General features: G+C 26.6%; 22 protein-coding genes, 1 pseudogene and 1 other annotated feature. Of the genes and pseudogenes, 10 read left to right on the top strand and 13 right to left on the bottom strand.

Annotated features, from left to right (window positions below; translation table 11 throughout):
* Positions 1-900 precede the first annotated feature (900 nt).
* Positions 901-1,218, top strand: a complete 318-nt coding sequence (locus tag IC173_RS13330; protein ID WP_227435991.1) for a hypothetical protein — start codon at positions 901-903, stop codon at positions 1,216-1,218.
* A 51-nt stretch (positions 1,219-1,269) separates the two neighbouring features.
* On the opposite strand, the gene IC173_RS13325 is transcribed toward IC173_RS13330, so the two are convergent.
* Complete coding sequence (locus tag IC173_RS13325; protein ID WP_227435989.1) at positions 1,270-1,836, bottom strand: hypothetical protein; 567 nt, start codon at positions 1,834-1,836, stop codon at positions 1,270-1,272.
* 430 nt (positions 1,837-2,266) lie between these two features.
* Positions 2,267-2,578: pseudogene (locus IC173_RS13320) on the bottom strand (DUF1835 domain-containing protein); the annotation flags it as partial.
* A 1,201-nt stretch (positions 2,579-3,779) separates the two neighbouring features.
* On the opposite strand from IC173_RS13320, the gene IC173_RS21005 reads away from it, so the two are divergent.
* Complete coding sequence (locus IC173_RS21005) at positions 3,780-3,899, top strand: helix-turn-helix domain-containing protein (RefSeq protein WP_227855707.1); 120 nt, start codon at positions 3,780-3,782, stop codon at positions 3,897-3,899.
* The gene (locus IC173_RS13310) at positions 3,856-4,176 is read left to right on the top strand and encodes a LysR family transcriptional regulator substrate-binding protein (RefSeq protein WP_413927322.1); all 321 of its coding nucleotides are present in this window, start codon (positions 3,856-3,858) and stop codon (positions 4,174-4,176) included. Before IC173_RS21005 ends, IC173_RS13310 begins: the two co-directional genes overlap by 44 nt.
* Positions 4,177-4,307: 131 nt before the next feature.
* On the opposite strand, the gene IC173_RS13305 is transcribed toward IC173_RS13310, so the two are convergent.
* Positions 4,308-5,213, bottom strand: a complete 906-nt coding sequence (locus IC173_RS13305; protein ID WP_227855706.1) for a LysR family transcriptional regulator — start codon at positions 5,211-5,213, stop codon at positions 4,308-4,310.
* A 127-nt stretch (positions 5,214-5,340) separates the two neighbouring features.
* Here IC173_RS13305 and IC173_RS13300 point away from each other — a divergent pair, with 127 nt between their 5' ends.
* Both IC173_RS13300 and IC173_RS13295 read left to right on the top strand, forming a co-directional pair.
* The gene (locus IC173_RS13300; protein ID WP_227483131.1) at positions 5,341-6,972 is read left to right on the top strand and encodes an FAD-dependent oxidoreductase; all 1,632 of its coding nucleotides are present in this window, start codon (positions 5,341-5,343) and stop codon (positions 6,970-6,972) included.
* A gap of 2 nt (positions 6,973-6,974) precedes the next feature.
* Positions 6,975-7,922, top strand: a complete 948-nt coding sequence (locus IC173_RS13295; protein WP_227483132.1) for a 4Fe-4S dicluster domain-containing protein — start codon at positions 6,975-6,977, stop codon at positions 7,920-7,922.
* 283 nt (positions 7,923-8,205) lie between these two features.
* Here IC173_RS13295 and IC173_RS13290 read toward each other — a convergent pair whose 3' ends face one another.
* The 4 genes from IC173_RS13290 to IC173_RS13275 form a co-directional block, all read right to left on the bottom strand.
* Positions 8,206-8,469: a DUF1883 domain-containing protein gene (locus IC173_RS13290; protein ID WP_227435979.1), complete on the bottom strand. Its 264-nt coding sequence runs from the start codon at positions 8,467-8,469 to the stop codon at positions 8,206-8,208.
* Between the two features lie 105 nt (positions 8,470-8,574).
* Entirely contained in the window at positions 8,575-8,820 is a 246-nt protein-coding gene (locus IC173_RS13285; protein ID WP_227435977.1) for a hypothetical protein, read from the bottom strand.
* Positions 8,821-9,238: 418 nt separating this feature from the next.
* Positions 9,239-9,607 carry a C-GCAxxG-C-C family (seleno)protein gene (locus IC173_RS13280; protein ID WP_227435975.1) on the bottom strand — a complete coding sequence of 123 codons (369 nt, stop codon included), beginning with the start codon at positions 9,605-9,607 and terminating at the stop codon, positions 9,239-9,241.
* 441 nt (positions 9,608-10,048) lie between these two features.
* Positions 10,049-10,219, bottom strand: coding sequence for a hypothetical protein (locus IC173_RS13275; RefSeq protein ID WP_227435972.1), 171 nt, complete (start codon positions 10,217-10,219; stop codon positions 10,049-10,051).
* Positions 10,220-10,660: 441 nt separating this feature from the next.
* On the opposite strand from IC173_RS13275, the gene IC173_RS13270 reads away from it, so the two are divergent.
* From IC173_RS13270 to IC173_RS13250, 5 genes are all read left to right on the top strand, one after another.
* Positions 10,661-11,617, top strand: a complete 957-nt coding sequence (locus tag IC173_RS13270) for an L-threonine 3-dehydrogenase (RefSeq protein ID WP_227435970.1) — start codon at positions 10,661-10,663, stop codon at positions 11,615-11,617.
* 286 nt (positions 11,618-11,903) lie between these two features.
* Complete coding sequence (locus IC173_RS13265; protein WP_227435968.1) at positions 11,904-12,254, top strand: hypothetical protein; 351 nt, start codon at positions 11,904-11,906, stop codon at positions 12,252-12,254.
* A 40-nt stretch (positions 12,255-12,294) separates the two neighbouring features.
* A complete protein-coding gene (locus tag IC173_RS13260; RefSeq protein WP_227823857.1) occupies positions 12,295-13,266 on the top strand; it encodes a 3'-5' exonuclease in 972 nt (323 codons plus the stop codon).
* A gap of 107 nt (positions 13,267-13,373) precedes the next feature.
* A complete protein-coding gene (locus IC173_RS13255) occupies positions 13,374-14,033 on the top strand; it encodes a DUF421 domain-containing protein (RefSeq protein ID WP_227435963.1) in 660 nt (219 codons plus the stop codon).
* Between the two features lie 2 nt (positions 14,034-14,035).
* The gene (locus tag IC173_RS13250) at positions 14,036-14,416 is read left to right on the top strand and encodes a DUF4363 family protein (RefSeq protein ID WP_227435961.1); all 381 of its coding nucleotides are present in this window, start codon (positions 14,036-14,038) and stop codon (positions 14,414-14,416) included.
* 55 nt (positions 14,417-14,471) lie between these two features.
* Here IC173_RS13250 and IC173_RS13245 read toward each other — a convergent pair whose 3' ends face one another.
* The 6 genes from IC173_RS13245 to walR form a co-directional block, all read right to left on the bottom strand.
* On the bottom strand, positions 14,472-15,635 hold the full coding sequence (locus IC173_RS13245) for a MerR family transcriptional regulator (RefSeq protein WP_227855705.1): 1,164 nt from the start codon (positions 15,633-15,635) through the stop codon (positions 14,472-14,474).
* Between the two features lie 235 nt (positions 15,636-15,870).
* Complete coding sequence (locus IC173_RS13240; protein WP_227830998.1) at positions 15,871-16,923, bottom strand: BtrH N-terminal domain-containing protein; 1,053 nt, start codon at positions 16,921-16,923, stop codon at positions 15,871-15,873.
* A gap of 397 nt (positions 16,924-17,320) precedes the next feature.
* Positions 17,321-18,520, bottom strand: a complete 1,200-nt coding sequence (locus tag IC173_RS13235; protein WP_227435954.1) for an argininosuccinate synthase — start codon at positions 18,518-18,520, stop codon at positions 17,321-17,323.
* Positions 18,521-18,782: 262 nt separating this feature from the next.
* Positions 18,783-18,990: a binding site (T-box leader), on the bottom strand.
* Between the two features lie 105 nt (positions 18,991-19,095).
* Entirely contained in the window at positions 19,096-19,836 is a 741-nt protein-coding gene (truA, locus tag IC173_RS13230; protein ID WP_227483137.1) for a tRNA pseudouridine(38-40) synthase TruA, read from the bottom strand.
* A 21-nt stretch (positions 19,837-19,857) separates the two neighbouring features.
* On the bottom strand, positions 19,858-21,291 hold the full coding sequence (gene walK, locus IC173_RS13225; RefSeq protein WP_227435951.1) for a cell wall metabolism sensor histidine kinase WalK: 1,434 nt from the start codon (positions 21,289-21,291) through the stop codon (positions 19,858-19,860).
* 2 nt (positions 21,292-21,293) lie between these two features.
* The gene (gene walR, locus IC173_RS13220; protein ID WP_227435949.1) at positions 21,294-21,992 is read right to left on the bottom strand and encodes a cell wall metabolism DNA-binding response regulator WalR; all 699 of its coding nucleotides are present in this window, start codon (positions 21,990-21,992) and stop codon (positions 21,294-21,296) included.
* Positions 21,993-22,011: the final 19 nt, after the last annotated feature.

Below are 22,011 nucleotides of genomic sequence, written 5' to 3'. Positions count from 1 at the left end.
CCCAGTATATATTTTTTACAATTTATTAGAATAAAATTCATATATTGGGAAATATTAATAGTAAATAAATAATTGTTGCTATAAAGTAGAAATTATCTTTAAAAGCACAAATTAATTTACAGTCTCATTTTAAGTGCTACCTTTCAATCTACTCCTCTTATTCTTGCTGACTTTTTATTCATTCTTCTAATGCTTCCATTTTATCGCCCTTAAATTATTCTTTCTCCTATAGTTTTGAAAGATAATAATAAATATATATCTTATTTCCTGAATATTATATGCTTCTCAATATAATGCATTGTAGTTAGAAACTCACTGAACCATACTTTAATACAAGCCAACTATCCCTATTGTAATTGTTATAGTGGTCTATTGTATTGGTTTGTTTCCATATTGCCTACCTTTCATATATTGGAAAATATAAATAATCTACTGTGTGCATTGTTCGGCTAAGCCAAACAAATACAACTCAATTTTCTCTCATTCTAATACCACCATAAAATATCTTATGTTTTAGGATGATAATTTTCATTCATTTTATTACAATTTATACTATAGTTTTATGTGCTTTGTTAATATTTGTAATATTTTAGACACTCTTTATACTTATGTTACTGATATACTTTGATTAAGAAAAGTAAATATAATATGAGTTGGTGATTATTTATGAAAGATATTTTAAAGAATTCTTTTCGTACTATACTAGGGTTTTGTATTGGTGCGTTAATATGTATATCTTATGAATTTATTTCTAAAAAAGAAATAAGCTTTTATACAATTAGACTATTTATTTTTTTACTTGCTGGAGTGCTTATAGGTACTCTAATACGTATAATATTTTTATATTTAAGACAAAACAGAAAGCATTAATAGAGTATATTATAAAGGAGATAATGCTATATGGATTTTTGGAACAATACACTTTTAAGTATAGGAGTAATATTCTCAATAGGAACTACAATAAGATACTTAATTAAAGGTAAAGCTAATTATTGCAAGAAAAAATATTTAGATAAGTTAGAATTGAAATATGGAAATATAGACAGAGAAAAAGCTATTAAACTAGAACTATTTTTTAACTATTTAATAAGTTTAGAATACATAATAATGGGTTTATTAATAAAAAAATTTGATACTGCAATAATATCAGTGATATTAGTATCTATTATAACACTAGTATCTTATTATTTAGTTAGGAAGAAATATATAACTCTATAAGAACCACTAAGATTAATTAAATTAAAAAAAGAACTCCTGTTATTGAGTTCTTTAATACGCCTTTATTGGTATCCTAAATTCTTTTGTTTCCATGTTATCAGCTGATAATACTACTTCTATATAAGCTTCTTTTTTAAGCATAATACAATTTTTAAAATTAAATTGTTCTATTCTAAAATTTATTCCTTTATGAATTGTAGTATTATCTTTTGGGTGCCATCTAAGTTCTTTATTTATCTGTTCAAAATTGTTATTTTCTCCAATATCTACTTCCATATTAATAAATTTCAAACTTAATATGGGGCTTTTTGCAACAATAGTACTTTTATTTTCTATTACAAAATCAACTAAGTTATTACTATGAATTTCAGCATAAATATTAGCTTTATCATCTAACTTATTTGAATCAAGTCTAATATATCCATTACCATTCTCATAATAATCACCCGCCATATTATTCTCATTATTTCTTCTATATTTTAATATCAATTTGGCTTGTTTATTAGATTCCATAAAAGCCATAATTGATATAATTAAGGCTGCTATTGCTGCAAATGATGCAATTACAGAAATTATATTTACATAATTACCAAGAAATTCATTAAACTGATTGAGCATATCTTTTTCTCCTTAAAAACATTACTTTATCTTATTATAGTTGTATAATATTTTTTACATTTACTTTTAATTTATTACACAAACTTCTTATATAAAAAAAGACCATCTATCAAGATGATTCTCTAGACTAAGTATCTATGTTTTTGTTTATACTCTGTAACAGCATCATTTCATGCCTCTTGCTCTCTTATTCCCTTTTCTCTAGCAATTCTCTGTGCTATCTTTCTAACTAATTCAGCATTTTTTAATATTCCTATACTAACCACTTCCTTATCTCTATTTTATATTATACCATACAATAAGGAATAAAGCTAATTCCTATTAAGTTTTGTTGCTCGTTTCATAAGTTCAAAAACTTAATCCCCCTAACATCTTCTTTTAATTTATTATATAAAAAAGACCATCTATCAAGATGACCTTTTGACTTAATCTATTTTTTACCTTTACACCACTTCTTATTGGTATCATCTTTTATGTAAGTTCTAAATATTTCACAACAACCTAAACATAAATCAGAACATTTCTTTGAGACTTTAGAGAAAAATCTTGGATTATTTGCATACCATATTATTATATCTCTATGTTTTACTAATTTTCTATCTTCTAGTAAATTTAGGTTAAATAATAATTTAGGATTATTTTCTCTTAATTCCTGATTATTTACATCTGAAATATTACCTATTGATAAATTATCTTCAAATGATACAATTTTATTATGTGGTATTAACTTTAACTTCATTGCTTCTTTTAATAAATAACAGCATCCTCACACCCTGCCTAGTCAGTTCAATAAGCTAGAGTAATCTCTTAATTCTAGCCTAGTATATATTTAGTTTTGATAGTAAAATTCTTCATTTCCACAATATTATTATCTTACATAATTATCAATAAAAAATCTCAGGATAGTTTCTAAATAGTCTCATTTTCAAGCTTTTCATGAAAAAATGGGTAATTCAAATTCCTTTATTTTGAGATATAACATATTAATAATCTTACTATTGATAACTGAATTATTTAATAATCTTATTTTTTCTACTTCTATAGTTCATAGCATTTTGATTTCTTTACTTAAATTTTCATCCATAATCCATATCTCCTTTTCCTTTTGAATAATTTATTTCAATTTATTTACAGTTCTGCAAAATTGATTGCTATTATTAACAACTCATATTACTCTAGAGTTATACTAATTTATGAGGTAATTATTTATGGACTATTATCCTATGTTAAAGTATTTAATAACTTTTTTAATTGCGATTTTTGTTTTCATTCTGATAAATTCCATTTGTCAAAAGATAGAAAAAAGTTTCAAATTAAATGGATTTAAAAAGTTTCTTTTTTATTTATTTACATATTTCATTGGTTATTCAATTATTAGGTATTTAGATTATTTTTTTACAATTTATAGTTAATATTAGGAGAATAAATTTATGACTGTCTTTTCTTATTTGCAAGAATCAAACACATTTATCATTCTGTCTATAATTTTAGGAATACTTATGACAATCAATGATAATAAAAAACAACTATTAAAATTTAAAATACTGAATTATTGTTTTTTTATATGTATGAGTATCTCTTATATTTTTTCTTTTTTAGTCTTTTTTAAAGACTTTAGTTCAAACATATTAGAAATTATTGCTCATATTTTGTCTATAATACTATTAATCGCTTGTAATAGAGTTTCGACTAAAAATACTTTAAATACTAGTCTTTACACTTTACTAGCATTTTGGTTTAGTCCTCTATTTGCAATAATATTATTATTTTGGATACACAAACCTCACAAATATCTTAACAATTAAGTTTCTTATTTTTAGAAGGTAAAAAATATAATAAAATTTCTCTCAACACTTGTAATTACAATTCTTTTATATTATAATTCTTTAAATTAAATATTTAAAGTTATACTTTAAAATTATTTAACTATCTAGGAGGAAAACATGTATCTTAAATATCTGCAAACTTTTAAGACTATTGTTGAAGAAGGTAGCTTTTCAAAAGCGGCAGACAAACTGAATTACACACAATCAACAATTAAAAATACCATTTATAATAGATGAGAAAAACTGCATTTTTAGACAGATATTTGAGACATATTTACGAGAAAAGGATATTACTTTAGACCATACAATTGAACTTTGGAGTATACCAACAATTAAAAATTTAGTAAAAAATGATATGGGTATATCTTATCTCCCCACATTTACAATAGAAAGTGAAATTAAATCAGGAGATTTATGTGAAATTAAAACAGATTTAAGTAGTAAAACTATCACAGCTGTCTGTGCACATCACAAAAATAAATGGATTAGCCCTCTTATGCAGTTATTTATTTAGTTAGTTGCTGCAAATTAAAAATAGTAAAACAATAAATATGACATAATAACCACTCAACTTCTAAATTCAAAACTTTGTAGTTATGAATATACTTTAGATATGAAAAAGAAGGTAACAACTATACTTAGTTGCTACCTCCTAATCTTTTTTCTCATTTCTTTTTTCCCAAACTCTACTGAAATATCAAAAAATGATGCTATATTCTCAGTAAAAAACTTATTTTTATGATATGCAATATCAAATGTCCTGCATAAGTCAATGCCTTCAATATCACAAGACCATAAAAGATTTTTCTTTACGTAATCTTCAACAAGAAGTTCAGATATAACAGCAATACCAAAATTATCTGTAACTGCTCTTAGAATAGCTTCAGAGTTATAACATGACCATCTAATATTCATTGGTATTTTTAATTCTTTCAATTGATTTTCTAATTGCGCTCTTGTTCCACTTCCCAGTTCACGCATAATTAATGGCTGGTTTGAAAGTTCTGAAACTTTTACTGAATCTCGATTGTAAAATTTATGCTTATTGGAACATACAAGTACAAGGTGGTCCTTAATAATGCTTTTTATCACAATATCTGGATGATTAATCTTTCCTTCTACAATTGCAATATCTAATTCACTATTAAGTAATTTTTTTACAATTAGACTTGTATCTTCAACAAACACTTCAGGTTCCACTAAAGGGTTTCTTTTATATAACTCTAATATTATTGGGCTTATCACACAAGTGCCAACAGTTACTGTTGCTCCAACTCTTATTCTAATATTTTTAGCACAATGTTTCATACAATCAATCATCTCTTCATTTATAGATAAAAGATGCTTTCCATATCCTAGAAGCTTTTTTCCTGCTTCAGTTAGGTATAGTTTTTTTGAAATTCTATCAAATAATTTAACTCCATACTCTCTTTCTATTTCCGAAATAGCTTGACTAACTGACGACTGTGTAATATACATATTTCTTGCAACTTCAATCATTTTGCCACATTCAGCAACCCTTACAAATATCTCAAGGCTACGAATAGTCATATTATCACGACCTTACCAAATATTAGTAAATACTTATGATTTTATTAACATTTTAGTATTTTACAAATACATTGTCAAGAACTATAATTTTAGCATAGAGTTATAAAAAGGATTGGAGTGTGATATTGTGAAAGTATTAATTATAGGTGGAGTTGCTGCTGGAACAAAAACTGCTGCAAAAATAAAACGTGAAATGGGTGACAATTGTTCTGTTACAATCCTCAATAAAGGCGAACATATTTCTTATGCAGGCTGTGGCTTACCATATTATGTTGGTAAGGTTATTGAAGATAAATCATCTCTAATTGTAAATACACCTGAGAGCTTTTCTAAACTAACAGGAGCAGAAGTTCGATGTGGAGTTGAAGTTACATCTATTGATAGAAAATCAAAACAAGTAGTTTTGAAAAGAATTTCAACAGGAGAAGAAGAAACTATTAGTTATGATAAACTTGTAATTGCCACAGGAGCAGACCCAATAAAACCACCAATACCTGGAATCGATTTATCTGGAGTATTCTTCATGCGTACTCCAAATGATGCAATAGCATTAAGAGATACTGTCGAAAATGGAGTCAAGAGAGCTGTTGTCATTGGTGGAGGCTTTATTGGTCTTGAAATTGCTGAAAATCTTTCTGCTATGGGTATACGTGTAAGTGTTATTGACATGGCCGAACATGTTATGCCTGGATTTGATACCGATTTCGCTGAATATGTTGAAAATCACCTAGCTGATAAAGGTATTATGATTTTCACAGGCGACCAAGTTATAGGAATTGAAGGTGAAAATAAAGTAGAAAAACTTCGTACCAAAAATAGAGTTATTAAAACAGATTTAGTGGTTATGTCAGTTGGAATTCATCCTAATACAGCCTTTTTAAATGATACAGATTTAGAATTTGCTCCAAACAAAACACTTATAGCTGATGAATTTATGCTTACAGCTGATGAAAATATATATGTAGTTGGAGATTGTGCTTGTGTAAAAAATGCTTTGACAAATAAACCTACATGGTCACCTATGGGTTCATCTGCAAATCATGAAGGTAGAATTTGTGCTCAAAATATAGCTGGAAAATCTAAAACTTATAAAGGAGTTCTTGGAACAACTGTAGTCAAATTGCCAGAACTTAATGTAGGAAAAACAGGTTTAAGTAAAGAGTCAGCTAAAAAAGAAGGTTATGATGTTTGTTCTGTTACTATAGCTACTGATGATAAGGCTCACTATTATCCTGATGCATCTAATTTTATAATAAGAATGGTTGCTGAAAAACATACTAGAAAGTTATTAGGTGTTCAAGTTATGGGCCCTGGTGCAACTGATAAGATAGTAGATATAGCTGCCACTGCAATAACTTTGGGAGCAGACCTTTATTCATTAGAAAGTATGGACCTTGCATATGCACCACCTTTCTCAACAGCTATTCATCCTTTTGTAGTGGCAGTAAACGTGTTACAAAATAAACTTGATGGAGAACTCGATAGTGTTTTACTTGATGAAATTGAAGATTTTGATAGCTGGACTAAACTTGATGTTTCAAAAGCCCCTTCTATTCCTAACCTACGTTATTTACCTGTTGGTGAAATTAATGGAGAAATTGAAGGTCTTTCTAAAGATGAAAAGATTCTTCTTCTATGTGCAAAAGGTAAAAACAGCTACATGGCTCAAAATCGTTTAAGACGATTTGGTTATACAAATACAAAAGTCCTTGAAGGTGGAATACTATTTTATCCAAATCTTAAAGCAATGGAGGATTAATTATGAATAAGATTACAACAGAACAAAAAAAGGAATTAAAAGGTAGAGGCTTTTTACCAAGTAGAGATGGAGAACATTTTGCTGCACGTATAATAACTGTAAATGGAGTAATCAATACCTCACAAACGAAAAAGATTGCTGAGGCTGCTGAAAAATTTGGAAATGGTCAAGTAGCATTTACTACTAGATTAACAGTAGAATTACCTGGTGTAAAATTTGAAGATATTGAAGCTTTAAGTGAATTCATTGCCAGTGAAAATTTAATCACAGGTGGAACAGGTTCAAGAGTTCGTCCTGTTGTAGCATGTAAGGGAACTGTTTGTGTTCATGGATTGATTGATACACAAGCACTAGCTGCTGAAATTCATCAAGAATTTTATAAAGGATGGTACGATGTAAAGTTACCTCATAAATTTAAAATCGGTGTTGGTGGATGCCCTAATAATTGTATTAAACCTGACTTAAATGACCTTGGAATTGTTGGTCAACGTGTACCTGATTATGACCCTGAAATATGTGTTGGATGCAAAAAATGTTCTGTTATGGAAGTCTGTCCTGTCAAAGCCGCTAAATTAACAAATAAAGGAAAGCTTGAAATAGATAATAATTTGTGCAATAACTGTGGTAAATGTATAGAAAGTTGTAATTTTGATAGTATTGAAGAAAAAGAATCTGGCTACAAAATATACATAGGAGGAAAATGGGGCAAATCTGTTCGCCCTGGAACACAAATTGATAAACTATTTTCAAAAGAAGAACTTATGACTTTAATTGAAAAAACTCTTCTTTTATTTAGAGAACAAGGTAAAACAGGTGAACGCTTTGGAATTACGATTGATCGAATTGGTGTTGATAAATTTATAGAAATGCTTTTATCAGATTCTGTATTGGAAAGAAAGCAAGCTATACTTGATGCTCCTTTACATCTTAAAGGTGGAGCTCAGTGTTAATAAGAGTATTTTTAATTTAAATTTTAAGAGTATATTTAGCGTATATAAATAATCTATATAAAAATAATATAGTAATCATATGCCAGATAGATATAGACACAAAGGATTTATAAAGATAAATTTTTAATGCATCTTTATAAATCCTTTCTTTATCAAAACTGTATACTTATTTTATTCTAATTATATATCAACACTCTTTTTAATATTTATTAAGATAATTTTATATATAAACCATGATACAATAAAAAGACCTAGATATTAATCCAAGTCTTTTAGTATTAAATTAATTTTGAATTGTATTAATTGAAAAGTTTACTATACCACTATTTCCATTTTCATTTACAACCAAATACCAAGTTCCTGTATTAGGAACTTTCATTCTACATAGAGTTTTCTTAGCAAATCCACCATAATAATCATAGTTTCTTTGATTTTTAAATTTAACATAATTTATATGATCTAATAATATCACATTAGCTTGTTTCTCCAAGTTTACTTCTACAATATCCCCTTTTTGCAGATGCATCTTACTATAACTATATTCCATTTAATTAACCCTCCACAATTGAATAACTTTTCTTATTTATTACATATTAGTCCTCTATATCTGAAAATTTATTTAAAATATCATAAATACTATATAATTACATGATTAACCAGCTCTAACCTTATCTACTACAACCCAAAGTCTATTTAAAATATTATTAGCAACAACTTTTCCATCCCATGTTACTTTTTCATCCTTATTTTCTAACAAAGCATAATACCCAGAGTCAGAACTTTCATCTTTATAGATTGTAACATAAAATTCTTCATCACTATATTCAGGTCTATCTTTAAAGTCTTCAGATATTTTACATTTTATTATATATCCTTCTAATTCTTCCTCTATAAACAAATTAATTCCTCCAATCTCTATATTTTTACTAATTATACCATATTATGTCATAATCTATGTATTTTATAGGAAATTTCTATTTTTTCTTTATTTTATAAGAGTATTATATAATTTTATACTTTTTTACTTTATATTATATTCATTAACTCTTTTATTTTCTTATATATTTCTTTATAATTAATATATTTTTTTATTAGTTTCTACAATCTTATAGACATAATTATATCTACTCTCTTTATGTTAAATAATTTATTTTTATTTAGCATAGTATATTTTTTCTTGTCAATTAATATTTTCTATATTAAATTATATTGGCTAAAATATAATCAAATTGATTTAAAAATTATATTAAAAGAAAATACTATTTATCTAATAAAAAATAGCACTCCCCTAAATGGGAAATGCTCATTTTTCAAGATTATTTTTGATCTTCTAGTATATCATTTAAGGCATCATATGTGAAATTTATTATTTCACCACAGCTTACTTTATTTTTTTTCAATGAAGCACATATTTCTGTACTGTATTTAGCCCTTACTTTATTCATTAATTCTCTTGAATACTTTCTTGCCATATTTTCATCTAAGTTATTATTTCGTCCATTTAAATATCCTATTATAACAACTGCTGCATTTACAGCTCCACAGACACTCCCTACAGTAATTCCAACTCCCATACCACTTCCTATTGAAATTGGTATATCTGTTTCATGTTCTTCATTATAAGATTTTATTAATGCTTCTGCACAAGTGTATCCTTGGCTATGATATATTGATGGTCTTGTCATTTTTATACTTCCTTTCAATTTTTATTTTAGTTTACGTGTTCTCATAGTGTCTAAATAAAATATTATTAACCTTTTTATATAATATTTATTATGACTATAAACTTAGAATTGTATTTACTTCAAAAAATTCATAATTTTATTCATTTGATTGTCTAATACTTCAAATATTACAAAACAATGTTTAACAAAAAACTACAATAAGTTACAACTAAACTAAAAACAACATTTATACTCAGTTCAATACTTATGATACTTTTTTATTTGTAGAAACATCTTTGTTATATCTTAATATTATATCCTAAATTTACTTTGATTTCTGTGACTTAGTCACATACTCTATATTTATACCTCATTAAGATTTAATTTAATAAGAAATACGCTTATAAAAACATATAATTTTTATTCTCAGATTTTATGGGAAGGATATATCAAAGTTATTCTTTAAACTAAATACCTATACTTTTGTTTATATACACTAACAGCATCATTCCATGCTTCTTGTTCCTTTATGCCCTTTTCCTTAGCTATTTTTTGTGCTAATTTTCTTATTAATGTAGCACATTCCAGTATTCCAATATTAGATATTTTATCTCTATCAACTCTATATAACATATAAATTTATCTCCTTTAAACTTTTATACAAATTAATTTAATTTTTAATCTTATTTAATACTTATCTTTGTAGTAATTTTAAACTTTATATATGTGATATATGTGAAGTACATTAGAATAAATTTAGAATTTAAACAAAAGTAATCTTATAAATATTACTTTTTAAACTTAATCCACTGTCCACTTTGACTCTCTTTGTACTTTACCTATCTTTAAAAACAATTTCATAAATAATATATATAAACGTTACTATTACTATGTCTTACCTATATGCTATATACTTAATTTTGATATTTATTACATTAAACTCTGAAACATTTATTATAATTTATTAAATTAAGTAATGCATTAAGTAGTTTAATTCTTTGTATTTAAACAAAAGATTTGCTAAAATAAAAATAAGCAATAATACACAAATTAAACTCTAAGGAGGTTAGCAAATTGAAAAAAATACTTATAACAGGTGCATTAGGACAAATAGGCTCAGAATTAACACTCAAGCTAAGAAATGAATATGGAGAACAAAATGTAATTGCTAGCTCAAGAAGAACAAAAGAAGGAAATCCTGTATGTGAATCTGGTATATTTGAAATATTAGACGTCACAGATAAAAATCGATTCTTTGAAATCGCAAAAAAATATGATGTGGATACTATAATTCATCTAGCTTCTCTGCTTTCAGCAGTTGCAGAAAGTAAACCTTTAGAAGCTTGGAATTTAAATATGGATGGATTGATAAATGGTCTTGAAATAGCTAGAGAATTGAATTGTAAGTTTTTTACACCTAGTTCAATAGCTGCATTTGGTGAAAATTCTCCAAAAAACATGACTCCTCAAGATACACTACAAAGACCTAATACTATGTATGGTGTAACTAAAGTATCTGGTGAATTACTATGTGATTATTATCATTCAAAATTTGGAGTGGATACTAGAGGAGTTAGATTTCCTGGTCTTATTTCTTACGTTACTCCTCCTGGTGGTGGAACTACAGACTATGCAGTTGACATATATTATGAAGCATTAAAAAATAAAAAATATAAGTCTTACATAGCAGAAGGTACAAAAATGGATATGATGTACATGCCTGATGCTCTTCAATCTATAGTAGATTTAATAGAAGCTCCAGCTGAAAAACTTATTCATAGAAATGCTTTTAATATCACTGCTATGAGTTTTGCTCCTGAAGAAATAGCTGATTCTATAAAAAAATACATACCCGATTTTACAATAGAGTATGATGTAGACCCTGTAAGACAAAGTATAGCTGATTCTTGGCCTAATTCATTAGATAGTAGCAGTGCTGTAAATGAATGGAGTTTTAAAACTAATTATGATTTAGATAAAATGACTAAGGATATGCTAGAAAAATTATCAGAAAAAGGAATTGGCAAATAATAAATTAAGAATTTAGTACCAAAAAATTCAGAGAATAAAACATCTTATATTTATGATTCTATTTTATAATCTTCACTTTTACATAGCTTTTATTCTCTGAAAGACTAACAGTTTTTATTTTTAACATACAACAAACTATTCTTTATAAGCATATTAGTAGTTTTCTAATATGGATTAATCATATAAAAATAAACAGAAAGGAAAAAGCTACTATTGCAAGTATAATAAAAAAACTTAATCAAATTTTACTATACTTTGCATATTATAATACAAGTAGTAGGTGTTAATGTTGCTAAATTTAAGAGAAATTAGAGAAGAAATAATTAAAGAATATATAGGCAATAATTTAATCTCTGAACTTACAGAAGAATTAAAGAACATTCTTATAACTGATTTAAAATCTAACCCATTTAAAAGTAATATTGAACTCAGTATAATACCCGCGAATATAGAAATATTTAAAAAGATAGAAACTAAATTGTTAGAAGCTAAAGTTAATCTAAAAATAGGTTGGGAAAGAATACTTATAAATTCTATCTTAAAAGATTCCTTTGATTTAAATTACGAAATAAATAAAAGTTGTAATGAGCCTTTGATGTTCAGAATCATTATATCAATTGATTCTTATGACGCTTAATCTCATTAAATAAATATCTATGAGGATGTGCTTTTAATTTATGAAATACAAGTTATTTATAGACTTTGAATTTAATATATTAGATGATAATAAATACAAGCTAGAATATAGTGGAGCTGAATTGATTTCAATAGGTTGTGTTTTGGTAGATAATGACTTTAATATAGTTGATGATTATTATTCTTTAGTTAAACCAAAATACAATGAAATACTTTCATTTAAGTGTAAAAAACTCACTAAATTAAACCAGTTAGAAATTAATAATGCTCCTAATCTTTTATATGTTATGGATGATTTTTTCAAATGGTTTAAAAAATTTAGCGATGTTACAATATATAATTGGGGTGATTTTGATATTGCTGGTCTTCTAAATTCCTTTAGAGTATATAAATATGCGGGTACATGCTTAGAGTTATTCAATATGATGATTGATATTCAACCTTTTATATCTCAGCATATTACATATAAAAATAGAGTCTTATCTAAGCAACTATCTTTACTAAATATGAAAAAGATTTTTTCTGTAGAGGGAGAAATTAAACATAATTCACTTTCAGATGCTCTGGATTTAATGAATGTATGTAAATGCTTTTACCTTAACTATCCTAAAGATACTAATACACTTGAAGAATTATACAATAAACTGCCTCCTATTAAAAATCCTTTATATTATATTCCCTATTTTGAGGATGAAAATTTTGAACTTAAATTTGATAAGACTCCAGAAGATATAATAATGTATCTTAAACAAATATTCAATATATTAAATATAAGTAAAAAAGACATTTATTTTAAAAAAAGAAGTGTATTAGTAAATAATTCTAAAATTATCAACTTCAAAAACTTATCTTCTTCTTTTAAATTAATAAAGCTCAATGAATTTGAAGAATATCCTGATTTTGTATTGAAATTAGGTGATAAAAATAATTTTGTTGAATCTGTAGTTAAGATAAATAAAAGTAATAGAAAATCCATAAAAAATTTAATATTGAGATTATCAAGAGTACCTTAAATGATTGAATTCAATTGTTTAAGGTATTTTTTATAATCTGAATTATTTTTTTTATATAGGATATACTAACTTAGTATAAATATTTTTTAAAGGAGTAATTGATAGATATGACAGTGGTATTAATAAGAAGTATTATATTATACATAACAGTGTTGATTGCACTTAGAGTCATGGGAAAAGGTGAAATCGCTGAAATGAACTGTTTTGATTTGGTCATAACACTTTTAATTGCAGAAGTTGCATCCGTCCCAATGGAAAATAATAATATACCAATTATAAATGGTGTTGCAGCAATAACTGGCCTTGTAATTATGCAGACTCTAATTTCATTTTTATCCTTAAAAAGCAGAAAATTAAGTTCATTTTTATCAGGTAAACCTTCTGTCTTAATTGACAAAGGAAAGATTGTATATAATGAACTTAAAAAAGAAAGAGTTAGTATAGATGAGTTGTTAGAACAATTGAGAATTCAAGGTTACTTCAACATAAAAGATGTACAATATGCTATTTTAGAGACTGATGGTAATTTAAGTGTGGTTCCAGCATCAAGTTATAATAGTACTCCTCCAAGAGCTTTTAACCATTTACCAATTCCACTTATTTTGGATGGTAAAATAATAAATAAAAATCTTGATATGGCTGAAAAAGATACTAACTGGTTAATGGGTATCTTAAAGTCTAACCACATAGAAACTTTTAAAGATGTTCTTATTTGTGTTTTAGATGAAAATGACAAAATATTTATTCAAAATAAGAAGGGTGATTAATATTGAAATCTACAACATTTGTTATACTATGGGCTGTTTTATTTATGCTATTTGGATTTTATGTTAATAATAAACTATATGATTTTACGGAAGATTACAAAAACAATATGTCTATATTAGAGAAATCTATAGAAAATGAAGAATGGGAAAAAGCTCAAAAAGAAGCTGATTCTATATCTACTAGATGGTCTAAAGAAAGAAATCATTGGTATAAAGTTTTAAATCATGAATACTTTGACGAAATAGGTCTAAAATTTAATATTCTTGATAAAGCAATTTATACTGAAAATAAATTAAAATCCTTAGAAGAAGTTGAAAGCATAAAAACATATTTAGGAAATATTGTTGAAAGTGTTAAGTTTGATATAAATTATATATTTTAACAGTCACAAATAAGGATATAGATAAAGTAATGATTCTATATCCTTATTTGTTTATTTACAATTTACTACTATAAGAATAAATTTTTAGAGCTTCTCCAATGAATTTGGATGCTCCTTTACCATATTTCTTATCAGTCACCTGTATATAGCTAGAATTTTGTAAATAAAGTTCTGACAAATAATCTAAATAATTCTCTCCTTCATCTATCTTGTAAAATTCATTCATTCGGTTAGTTTCATATACTATATCTCCAACAATATCTTGAATCTCTTCTGAAGAAGGATTTTTACTTAAGTCTGCCACAAGCTTTTCATATAATATGTTTATTTTGGGTTGTTTATTACCTAAATAACTCTTCAAAACTTCTCCAATAAATTTACACGCTCCATTACCATACTTTTTATCAACTTCTTTTATCCATATAGGATTTAGTAAATAATTTTGCACCATGCTATACCAATTATCATCTCCATACTCCATATTAAAAAGTTCATAATCTTTCTTAGATGTATCTGTTATCTCTTTAGCAATTTTTTGAAGTTCCTTTGATAAAGGATTTTTATTTAAATCTGCTACAAGTATTTTATATAGTTCACTTAATTTTGGATGATTATCTTCCAAACAGTCTTTTTTAAATTCATCAAATTGTTCTGCTAAAGTCAATATATCACTATTAAAATTTTTCTTTATAGCCTCAGAATATTTCTCAATACTTCCATATATTTTTATAGCCATTTTAGCAATTTCATCTTCTTTAGATTTAAACTTCTCAATATGTTCATTATATTTCTCTACACTACCATAAATTTTAATTACTTTATCTTCATGCTCTATTTTAAATTCCTCTAATACTTTAAAATATTCACTCATATCAAATTCTTTGAAGTTTACTACATTTTCTCCTTTTAACGTTTTGTCTATAATTTCTATTAGACTATCCAATCTTTTACGTTTTATAATAAGTAGCTTTCTTTGACTTTTTAGAGCATGCATTTTATCAAAGTATGGGCTTAACATTATATCTTTAACTTCTTTTAAAGGTATCTCAAGCTCTTTAAAAAATAAAATTTGTTGAAGCGTTTTAATAGCTTCATCATCATAAAACCTGTACCCTGCTTCTGTAATTTCACTTGGTTTTAATAAACCTATCTCGTCATAGTAATGTAATGTGCGCACACTTATTCCTGTCAAATCTGAAACTTGTTTTACTGTTCTCATTGCCTCACCTCAAAATTTTATTTTACAGCTACGAATATTAATAAATATTTATATATCTATCAGTATTTATTAATATTTTCAAACTATGTTTTCATATTACAATATAACGTGGTGTTAGAGTCAACACTTTATAAATATATAATTTGATTTTTTGAACTCATTTCATATTTAAATTTTGATTATCTAGTTAATATACTTTTTCCTAACATTATTAAAAAGAAATCTTGTTCTATATTCATATACCTAACATTAAGTATCCAGATTTCATTTGTTTCAAAATTTCGGAAAATAGTAAAGGAAGTTTTTCAGTTTCATCATCCTTATTCAATAAATAATCTATTATTATATTAGATATTTTTTCAATTATAATTGCGCTTTCTTCAAAAATCTCTGCTACTTGTACCCAACAGTCATTTTTGTATTCAGTTCCAATAGATTTAAGCATCTTGCTCATTTTATCAAAACCACCTTTAAATTCGACACTATCTGGTTCTTCAATTCCTTTGATTGCATTTGGAATAGTTGGTACTGTTCCAAAAAACATAACCATATTAGCTAAAATCCTATCATAGTCATCTTTTTCCAGTTCATGTTTCCATTGTGACAATTCTTTGATAAACTTTTCAAAACCTTTATATCCTAAAAACCCTGTAGGTGGATTTAAAAACATATCACGCTTTATAGCGAGTGCTTCTTGAGCAATCTGATATTTATTCTTTGAACTATTCATTCTAACTGTACAAATTGTATTCGCTTTGCTTAATCCAGGATAACTACAATTCATACATTCACATAGTTCATCATAAGAAATAGAGATTAAATCAGTTATCCCACAATCATATAAATATATTCTTTCTTCTATATCATCATACCCTACCATAAGCACATAATGAAAAGGAATATGCTCTTTATGATATAATTTTTCATAATATGGCAGATAATACATATCTAAGGCTCCTAAAACAACTGGATAACCAGAATCAATTTCTGATTTTGCTTTTTTTAAAGCTTGTTCATACTTTTTAAACTCATAGTGTTTATATTCAAAACCAACAATAGGTGCTAAAAATTCATACATTTTTTTGGTTCTTCCATCCCCCAAAGCAACCATTCTCTTTAATTCTTTTTTATTTGTTTTTAGATAACAAAACGAGCCAAAACCTGATAATAAAAAGAAAAAATCATTTGGCAGAGATTCACCCATTTTATTCATATATATATCTTCTATACCATTCCACATACATTCATAATCATGTAAATGGTGCTTTATTTCAATTATTTTCCTCATTTAATTTACCTCCATTTATAAATAATTTCATTATGGAATTAATAGTGTTTTCATAAATTATATCTTTATAATTTCAAATGATATGGTTATTGCCTTCTACGATTAGTAGCTTTTTCATGTATATTTTTAATTAAACCTAGTATAAACCCTCCTATAATGTGAGAGTCAATGGCAAAATTCAAAAATAAGTATTCATATTGTGTAACTTATAATAAAATTAGACTTTTAATGCTTGTAAATAAGTAGAAAATCTTGAGAAAAATAAGTTTTAAAATTTCTTGTATTGTAATCAAATAAATTATTACAAATAATATAATAATTTTATATAAAAAAGAGTATATAAAAAACTAAAAAACGTTTCTTATATACTCTAATAATTTTAATTTACTATATTCTATTATTTCCCAGCCTTCATAGCTCTAATTTTTAGTGGTAAAGTAAATAAATTAATAAATCCTTCTGCATCTTTATGGTCATAAAGTTCACTATCTCCAAAAGAAGATATTCCTTCATCATAAAGTGCATTTTCAGTAAATATTCCAGCAGGTTTTATATTACCTTTGTAAAGTTTAACTTTTACTGTCCCTGTAACATTATCTTGAGTTTGTTCCATAAATGCATCTATAGATTCTCTTAATTTACAGTACCATAATCCATTATAAATAAGCTCTCCATATTTGTAAGATATCATTTGCTTAAAGTGTAGTGTGTCTTTATCTAAAGTAGCACTTTCTAAAATATTGTGTGCTTCATAAAGAATTGTTCCTCCTGGAGTTTCATATATACCTCTTGATTTCATACCAACAAGTCTATTCTCAACTATATCTATAACTCCAATTCCATGCTTACAACCTAACTCATTTAATTTATGAATTAATGCCACTGGAGATAATTCTTCACCATTTATCTTTTTAGGCTCACCTTTTTCAAAATAAACCTCTACATATTCAGCTACATCACATGCATCCTCAGGGTCTACACATTGTTTATATACATCCTTTTTATGTTCATTTTGTAAATGTTCTATGTCTCCACCTTCTGTTGATACATGCCAAAGGTTAGCATCTACTGAATATATTTTAGCTTTAGTTGCTGTTACTTTTATGTTGTGTTTCTCAGCATAATCTATAGCATCTTCTCTTGATTTTATATCCCATATTCTCCAAGGAGCTATAACTTTTATAGTTGGGTCAAGGGCTGCAATTGTAGCTTCAAATCTAACTTGGTCATTACCTTTTCCTGTACATCCATGGCATATATATTTTGCTCCTTCTTTATGAGCAACTTCAACTAATTTTTTAGCTATTATAGGTCTTGCTAAAGAAGTTCCTAATAAGTATTTTCCTTCATATTTTGCTTCTGCTTTTACAGCTTTAAATATAGTTTCCGTCACAAACTCTTCACTTATATCATCTACATAGGCTTTTGATGCTCCACTTTGTAAAGCTTTTTCATAAACATCTTCCATTTTATCTTCTTGACCTACATTTCCACAAACAGCTATAACTTCTATATCTTCATAATTTTCCTTTAACCAAGGTATTATAATTGATGTATCAAGTCCTCCTGAATATGCTAATACTACTTTTTCCTTCATTGTTAATTCCTCCCAATTTTAAATTATAATTTTATATTTTTTATTTTTTAATAGAAACTCTTAATATTTAATGACTTTAAAAATATAGATTCTTATAAAATCATTTTAATACTAAAAAAACCCCTCAGTATTTTTAAATACTAAGAGGCGAAATATCCGCGGTACCACTCTTATTGATAAACTTAGATAATCAATCAGTAAATGTATAACTACTAAATACATATTAGTAAATAAATATATTAAAAAACGCCTCTTGGAAAAACCAAGAGACGAAATATATCCGCGTTACCACTCTAATTGATAAGATAAACTTATCCACTCTTTCTCTTAAGGCGAGATTACCTACTAACATACTAAATTCAATTAGCATCCTCCAAAGTTCTTTTCACTAATACTTATTTGCTAAGCTTCCACCATCCTCAGCTCTCTATAAAATACATAAAAGTTACTCTCTTTTTCATCGGATTTAAATATCAAATTTTTTAGACATCTCTTATAGAATATATAATAGTTTATTTTTCCATTTATGTCAACTATATAATTTATTTTCTTTTTAAAATATTTTCTCTTTAAGCTTACTCATATTTTACTTTCCAAAGGCATAGTCCTTTAGCTGGTGCGGTGTCTGATGACTTACTTCTGTCTTTCGACTCAAGCATATGCTTAACATCTTGTGGTGCTTTTCTTTTAAGGCCAACATCTATTAATGCTCCTACTATTATTCTTACCATATTATATAAAAATCCATTTCCCTCTATATATATTTCTACAATATCATCATTTTCTTTTATATTTATTGAGTAAATTTCTCTTACATTAGATTTTTTCTTAGACTTAGAAGAAGCAAAGCTAGTAAAATCATGTTCTCCTATTAAATACTCACTTGCTTTTCTCATTCTATCTAAATCTAATTTTTTACTTATGTGTGCAGCATACTTTCTCATAAAAGGACTGTGATATTTATTATTATCAATCTTATATAAATAAGTTTTTGATTTTACATTGTATCTTGAATGAAATCTTTCATCAACTTCCTCAACAGTTTTTACAACTATATCCTCTGGCAAATATTCATATAGATATTTTTGAATTTTATCTACTGAATCCATACAATTTGTTTTAAAGTTTATAACTTGACCTCTTGCATGTGCTCCCATATCAGTTCTCCCAGAACCAATTATCTCAATAGTTTCATTGGCCATTTTACTTAAGACAGACTCAAGCTTTTCTTGTATAGTCATGTCATTATCGCCTAATTTTTGATAACCTTTGTATCTTGAACCATCATATGCTACTATCATTTTTATATTTCTCATCTTAATCCTCTTTCTAAGAATTTATGCCTGTTTAGCAAATTTATTTTTTATATTAAAAGTTATTTTTGTTCCAACATTCTTTTCACTTTCTATTTTCATTACTCCACCATGAAGTTTTACAATTTCATTACTAATTGCAAGACCTAATCCACTGCCAGCCTTGTTGTAATCCTCTTGGAAAAATTTATCTAAAACTTTATTTAAATTTTGCTTTTCTATACCTGAACCATTATCTTCAACTGATATAGTTGTTATATCTTCATCCTGAGAAGCTACAACTTTTATGTAACCACCCTGACTAGTGAATTTAAATGAATTTTGTATTAAATTTATAAGAACTTGTCTTAGTCTATTTTTATCTCCTTGGATATTTTCTATGAATTCATTTTCAAATTCAAATAAAAGTGATATATCTTTTTCAGCTGCTTTAACTTTCAACTGATTTACAACCCCAACAACTAATCCTTCAACATCAACTATATCAATATGAAGCTTTATCCTATCAGAAGAAAGCCTTGAGAAATCCAATAATTCTTCTACCAACTTTATAAGTCTTTCTGTCTCATCTTGTATAATACCTAGACCTAAATCTAACTCTTCTCTAGTTATACTTTCATATCCTAATGTTTCACTCCATCCCTTTATAGATGTAAGAGGGGTTCTCAACTCATGAGATACAGAAGATATAAATTCTTCTTTCAATTTTTCACTCTTATCAATTTCATGTGCCATATGTTCAAATGTCTGTGCTAAATCACCAATTTCATCATCTACAATCTTCATATTTTCCAATTTTATATTGTAGTTTCCTACAGCTAATTCGTTTGCAAACTTCTTTAGCTCTCTCAATGGTTTTATAAGAGTCTCAGCAAATTTGAGACTTATTAATATAGCTATAATAAGTATAAATATTCCCGCCAATATAAGCCATGTAGCTTGCTTTAATATGGCGTTATCAATTCCATCTAATGAAACAGTATATCTAACAACACCTTCTATAATATTATTTACTTTGAGTGGTAAGGAGATGCTCATGACATGCTCTCCTGTATCTGGTATTTTATAAGTATATGGTGTTAAATTTTTAGTCTTTACATCTCTTAATGCATTATCTACATCTTCATAATTTGCTTTTTCTTTACTTTTAAATCCATATTGGTCCAATATAACATTTTTATTCTTATCTATTATCGAAATCCCAAATTCTGAATTCTTTGTTAATGGCTGTTTATCAAAAATATTTTTAACTTTTTTCTCAAAGCTTGTAGTTTCCATTGTAATAGCATTATATTCATCAGCGTATTTTATTTCAGATTCAAGTAACTGTTTAACAGAATCATAGTAATAGTTTTGTATATAAAACATGAATAGCCCTTCAAACAGAGTTACCATTATAATAATTATTATAAAATAGTTTTTTATTACTTTTTTTCTCAGACCTTCAAAATGTAACACTATTATTCTTCCTTTCTAAAACAGTATCCATAACCCCAAATAGTTTGTATATATTTTGGTTTTGATGGGTCATCTTCTATTTTATTTCTTATCCTTCTTATATTTACATCTACTATTTTAAAATCATACAAATAATTAGTTCCCCATACCTCATCTAATATCTGATCTCTACTTAATGATTGTTTAGCATTTGATATCAAATATTTTACTATTGAAAATTCTGTTGGAGTAAGTTCAATCTCTTTACCATTCTTAAATAATTTTCTTTTATCTATATCAAGTATAAATGGTGGCGAGACTATCTCACTTGACTTAACATTTGAATCATCTTTTGCAACTCTTCTGATAAGAGCAGAAACCCTAACTAAAAGTTCCTTTATACTAAATGGTTTTATGATGTAATCATCTGCTCCTGAAATAAATCCTTCTATTTTATCATCTTCTTGAGCTTTTGCAGTAAGCATTATTATCCCAACTTGATCAAAATTTTCCCTTATAAACTTACAAACCTCTATCCCACTTATATCTGGAAGCATTACATCTAAAAGAGCTATTGTAATATCACTTTCTGTTGTCATTTTTTCTATAGCTTCTCTACCAGTACCTGCTTCAACTATTTCATAGCCTTCTCTTTTTAAGTTTATACTGACAAAACTTCTAATTCCAATTTCATCTTCTAGTATAAGTATTTTTTCCTTCATAAAATAAAACCTCCAATTG

This window comes from Clostridioides sp. ES-S-0048-02 (assembly GCF_020658495.1).
In the GTDB taxonomy this organism is placed as follows: domain Bacteria; phylum Bacillota; class Clostridia; order Peptostreptococcales; family Peptostreptococcaceae; genus Clostridioides.
Note: the sequence above shows the minus strand (reverse complement) of the source record. Positions and strands in the feature narration are given on the sequence as shown.